General features: G+C 67.2%; 6 protein-coding genes and 1 pseudogene. 3 read left to right on the forward strand and 4 right to left on the reverse strand.

The annotated features are described in order from the left end of the window. Positions 1 to 736: restriction endonuclease (locus D180_RS10510; protein WP_017912760.1), on the forward strand; the 736-nt coding region annotated here is incomplete at its 5' end. Between the two features lie 336 nt (positions 737 to 1072). Here the strand turns inward: D180_RS10510 and D180_RS24795 are convergent. From D180_RS24795 to D180_RS10525, 4 genes are all read right to left on the reverse strand, one after another. Then, positions 1073 to 1492 carry an XVIPCD domain-containing protein gene (locus D180_RS24795; protein ID WP_343122583.1) on the reverse strand — a complete coding sequence of 140 codons (420 nt, stop codon included), beginning with the start codon at positions 1490 to 1492 and terminating at the stop codon, positions 1073 to 1075. Positions 1493 to 2084: 592 nt separating this feature from the next. Beyond that, positions 2085 to 2507 (reverse strand): hypothetical protein, encoded by a 423-nt coding sequence (locus tag D180_RS10515; RefSeq protein ID WP_017912761.1) that lies wholly within the window; start codon positions 2505 to 2507, stop codon positions 2085 to 2087. A gap of 78 nt (positions 2508 to 2585) precedes the next feature. Continuing rightward, on the reverse strand, positions 2586 to 2846 hold the full coding sequence (locus tag D180_RS10520) for a hypothetical protein (RefSeq protein WP_232760434.1): 261 nt from the start codon (positions 2844 to 2846) through the stop codon (positions 2586 to 2588). Between the two features lie 147 nt (positions 2847 to 2993). Next, positions 2994 to 3455 carry a GNAT family N-acetyltransferase gene (locus D180_RS10525; protein ID WP_017912763.1) on the reverse strand — a complete coding sequence of 154 codons (462 nt, stop codon included), beginning with the start codon at positions 3453 to 3455 and terminating at the stop codon, positions 2994 to 2996. A 226-nt stretch (positions 3456 to 3681) separates the two neighbouring features. On the opposite strand from D180_RS10525, the gene D180_RS10530 reads away from it, so the two are divergent. Both D180_RS10530 and D180_RS10535 read left to right on the forward strand, forming a co-directional pair. Next, complete coding sequence (locus tag D180_RS10530) at positions 3682 to 4323, forward strand: HD domain-containing protein (RefSeq protein ID WP_017912764.1); 642 nt, start codon at positions 3682 to 3684, stop codon at positions 4321 to 4323. Positions 4324 to 4458: 135 nt separating this feature from the next. Then, positions 4459 to 4745 (forward strand): annotated as a pseudogene (locus tag D180_RS10535) (excinuclease ABC subunit A); the annotation flags it as partial.

The following is a 4745-nucleotide window of genomic DNA, read 5'->3' on the forward strand; positions in this document are numbered from 1 at the left end:
CGGCGGCCGCCGTTTCGAGAAGATCGTGCGCTTCAGCACCGTGGCGCCGGTGAAGGCCGGTTGGCTGGTCAAGGACAAAGGCATCTGGACCCTGACGCCCGACGGCGAGGCCGCCTTGCAGATCTATCCCGACCCCGAACAGTTCACCCGCGCGGTCGGCCAGCTCTACCGCAAATGGAAGAGCGCCCAGCCCGACCCGATCGAGGACGAGGAGGGCGAGGAAGAACTCGACGAAGGTTCGGCCACCATCACCCTGGAAGAAGCCGAGGAGATGGCCTGGACCGAGATCGAGGCGTACCTGGCGGCGATGCCGCCTTACGATTTCCAGGAACTGGTCGGCTCGCTGCTGAAGGCGATGGGCTACCACGTCGCCTGGATCGCCCCGCCCGGCAAGGACGGCGGCACCGACATCATCGCCTACAACGACCCGCTCGGCACTCGGCCGCCGCGCATCAAAGTGCAGGTCAAGCGCAATGCCAACTCTCCGCGCATCGACGTGATGGGTCTGCGCAGCTTCATGGCCGTCCTCGGCGAAGGCGACGTGGGTCTGTTCGTAGCTCTGTCCGGCTTCACCAAGGATGCTGACTACGAGGCACGGCAGTCGCATCGGCGAATCAGCCTGATCGATGCGCGCAAGCTGCTGGGGCTATGGACGGCGCACTATGCTCAGCTCGACGACGTTGCCCGCGTGCGTCTGCCGCTCAAGCCTGTTTGGTTCCTTGCTGGGGATGAGTAAGGACGGATTTCGTACTTGGTCTTTTTTCGCTGGGAGCGCCTGTTGTGCTGGGCGGCTAGCTGGAAACCGGGGCCTACTTCAGGGAGTTGCTATGCACGTGAAACGTATAGATACGAGCTTCTGGTTCGAGCACCTTAACGGCGTCCGGCTGTACCCCTGAAGAGTAAAGCGCCGCGATACAGGTAGAGTGGCCTTTCGGGTTGCACAGCCGGGTACTGGCGCCAATCGAAGCGTAAACCAGATCGAGTTGGGGGATGTCAGGAAAGTCTTCCATCACCTATTCGCTTTGGGTTACTCCGTTCGCATGTGTGCGCTGGATTCAAGGCTCAATGGTCTCTACAGCAAAGACGGATACAGCATCGTTCGTACTTCTGAATCCTGAGTCGATGTTGCATCCAGCCTCGTGATTAGCCTTTGTACTCGGCGGTGAGGCACGCCTTTGACATGTGCGCACGCTGCTTGGCCGGATCGTTGGCAGCCCCTGCACGATGAAGATGTTTCGCCTGCGGCAGCGGTCGCGGTCTGCTGGCTGAGCGCAACCTGGTCGACGCTGCTGAAGTGGTGTTGCTTCGCCAGGGCGTACAGGCTGGCGCTGACGCGGTCGTTGTCGGCCGGTTTCAACTGGCCGGGGCCGTTGAGGCCTTGGACCTTGTCGCGGATCTGCTGCAGCAGCGTGTGATCGGGATGGTCGGTGCGCGTGGGATCGGCCGTGGGGGGCTGGCGCGCGTTGTTGTTTCTGTTCGCCCGGTGCGTGATACCGCAGTTCCTCGGTGCGTTCCGGCGACAGCATGCGCTTGTCGATGCCCGGTTCGAGGCGTCCGGGGAAGCGCTGCACGGGCACGTCCATCAGTTCGCCGAAGGTGCGGTAGGCGGAGTTGCTGTTGACGGTTTCGCCGAAGACCTTGAAGCCGTAGTTCGGATAGTCGCGGTCCTGTGCGTTGAGTTCCGGCACGGCGCGCACCGCGGTATTCCAGCGCTCCAGGATTTCGTGCTTGTCGCCGGTGGCCACCGTGCGCGCCGGCTGGTCGTCGCGGATGTAGGTGGTGCTGTCCACCTCCTCGCCAATGGAGCGGGCGTACGCGGGGTCATGCGGGTAATGCCAGGCGCGCAGCGAGTGCCGGGCCTCGTCGGTGCCGATCGGGATGGCCTGGCCGGTCTGGCGGTCGGTGGCCAGGCCATGCAGTTCCGCCACGGCCTTGCCGTGTTCGTCGCGCAGCACCCAGAAGGCGTGGCCGGCGATGCCGATGACGCCGAGCGAGCGGGCTTCGATGGCGTAATTGGGCATGGTCGTGTCCTACCTTGGTCGCTGTACGGCGCGGGAGTCAGAACTATCGTGTGCTATTCGGGCTCACAGCGGCCGCGTGGCGACGCAGCGATCCAACGCGGTCTTGAGATCCTGCATCGCCTGGTCGACGCCCAGGTCGACGAAATAGGCGCCGGCGCCCTTGAGGGCGAGCTTGGCCTGGTTGGCGCCCGGTGGGCGCTCCAGGCGCAGGCGAAAGCCGCTGCGGTTCGTTTCGGGGAAGTCACCCGATTCCAGGATGCCTTTGGCCGGATCTTCGCGGGTGACCTTTGGCCAGGAGCTGTTGGTCTCGGACAGGGTGGCGATGCTGGATTCGGCGCAGTCGAACAGGCGCTGGTTGGGCAGGTCGGCCGGAACGCTCAGCACCGCCGAGGCCATGGGCGTCTTGCGGGCGGCGGCGGGCATGCTGCAGGCGCTGGCGACCAGCGCCAGGCCGGCGAATTGGGCGATGCGGTGCCATGGCGTCATGAGGACGTTCCTTGCGTGGGCGGTGGCGAGCTTCCTGCTCGGCGCATGATGCCGGATGCGTCTTGGGCTGTTGCGCGGTCAGCGCCGTGCGCGACGCCAGGCGATCAGGGCCACGGCAGCCAGGGCGGCGACGGTGCCGACGGCGGCGACCTGTGCCGCGCGCTTGGCGCGTTGTTCGCGCAGGCGCAGCGCGTCGCTGCTGGCGTCTTCGGCGGACAGCGGCGAGCGGTACACGCTGTGCGCGGCGGCGCGGCCGGAGATGGCGGCTCGGCGTGCGGGCGGGGTCGGGGCACTGTCGGTAGCGGTGTCGTCCACGGCGTGGACGGTGTCGGTGATCATGGTGGGTTGCATCCTCGGCGCTGCGTTCATGCGTGTCTGTCGATCGAGCGGTCGGTTGGTGGCTGACGCCCTATCTTTCCAAGCGCCACGTTAACGCGGCGCGGGGGAAAAGTAATGTGCAGACGCCCGGGTCCCGCTGGCGTTGGCTCAGCCGACCTGGCGGACCATCAGCAACACGCGGGTGCCGTAGGAATCGGCTTCCTGCACGGGCTGCCAGCCGTGGCGGGCGTACAGGCCGCCGTCCAAGTGCTCGGTCTGCAGATACAAGGCGTCCAGGCCAAGGTCCGCGGCGTCGGCCAGGGCATGGGCGAGCAGGCGACCGGCGATGCCGCGCCCTCGATAGGCATCGGCGACGTACATGCCGCCCAGCCAGTACGGATATTGCGGAAAGGCGTCCATTTCCCGGTCTTTCAACTGCACCACGGCGATCGGCCGGTCGCCATCGAAGGCGGCCAGCCGCCGCGGCAGGCCATGCGCATCCGCGGCGCGCTGCAGTTGGCGCAGTTCGTCGTCCAGCGTGAAACCCGCTTCGCGACCCCAGGCCGCGTGGTACCAGGCGGCGATCTGCGGCAGTTCCGGGGCGTGCCGGTCGAGATGACGGACGTTCATGCGTGCGAGCGTTGCGGTGGTGCGGGAACAGGGAAGTGTAAGCGGGGAACGCGCCTGGACCAGGACAGGGCTGCGCGGCAGCCGCGTCCGTGCGGGCTGTCGGCCCATCACGCATGCAATGGGACGCCGCACGCGGCTTGAACGGCAGCCACGTCCACCCGCGTCTCCACGCGCTCACGCCGACAAGTTTGGCGATAATGCCGGACTGTTCCGTCAGGATCGCCGCATGACCGCTCTCACCGAACGTTACGCGCGCGCCGTGGACTACGCGCGCATCGCCCACGCCGGCCAGTTCCGCAAGGGCGGCACGGTGCCGTATCTGAGCCACGTGCTGGGCGTGTCGACGCTGGTGCTGGAGGCCGGCGGCGACGAGGACCAGGCGATCGCGGCGCTGCTGCACGACGTGGTGGAGGATTGCGGCGCCGGCCATGAGGGCGTGATCCGCGCGCAGTTCGGCGAGGCGGTGGCGGACATGGTGATGGCCTGCACCGACGCCACGGCCGAGCGAAAGGCGGTGCCCGCGGACGTGCCTGCCAAGCGCCGCGACTGGCGCATCCGCAAGCAGGCGTACCTGGCGCACTTGGCCGAGGCCCCGGACGCGGTGCTGCTGGTGTCGGCCTGCGACAAGCTCTACAACGCGCGCAGCATCGTCGCCGACCTGGAAGACCCCGAGGTCGGCATGGCGGTGTTCGAGCGCTTCACCGCCGGCCGCGACGGCACGCTGTGGTACTACCAGGCGCTGCATGCGATCTACGCTGAACGCGGTGTGGCGGTGCTGCGCGCCTTCGCAAGTGCGGTGACGCGGATGCAGGCGCTGGCCGCGCGCGACGAGGATGCCGACACGCTGGTGGCGCCTGCGTTGAGCTGAGACTTGCGTCGCCGGCGAAGGCGCGCCGTTCTGCGTCGATAGCGGGCTGAACACGCCGCAGCAAAGTCGCCGCGACACGCCCATGGCAGCCGACCGGCTAAGCTTGCGCGCTCCTTCGCGTTGCCGGTCCTGCCCATGTCCACGCCTCCCGCTTTCGCCGCTTCCGGCTTCGTGCGCGTCCGTGGCGCGCGCGAGCACAACCTCAAGGATGTGGACGTGGAGCTGCCGCGCGATGCGCTGGTGGTGTTCACCGGCGTGTCTGGTTCGGGCAAGTCGTCGCTGGCGTTCGGCACGCTGTTCGCCGAGGCGCAGCGGCGCTATCTGGATTCGATCTCGCCGTATGCGCGGCGCCTGATCGACCAGGCCGGCGTGGCCGACGTGGACGCCATCGACGGCCTGCCGCCGGCGGTGGCGCTGCAGCA

It is taken from the genome of Xanthomonas sp. SHU 166, assembly GCF_000364685.1.
Taxonomy (GTDB): Bacteria; Pseudomonadota; Gammaproteobacteria; order Xanthomonadales; family Xanthomonadaceae; genus Xanthomonas_A; species Xanthomonas_A sontii.

Excerpts from the sequence above, each read along its gene's own strand:
- D180_RS10520 (WP_232760434.1), bottom strand. The coding sequence starts at position 2,846 with ATGATCACCGACACCGTCCACGCCGTGGACGACACCGCTACCGACAGT.
- D180_RS10515 (WP_017912761.1), bottom strand. The coding sequence starts at position 2,507 with ATGACGCCATGGCACCGCATCGCCCAATTCGCCGGCCTGGCGCTGGTC.
- D180_RS10530 (WP_017912764.1), top strand. The coding sequence starts at position 3,682 with ATGACCGCTCTCACCGAACGTTACGCGCGCGCCGTGGACTACGCGCGC.
- D180_RS10525 (WP_017912763.1), bottom strand. The coding sequence starts at position 3,455 with ATGAACGTCCGTCATCTCGACCGGCACGCCCCGGAACTGCCGCAGATC.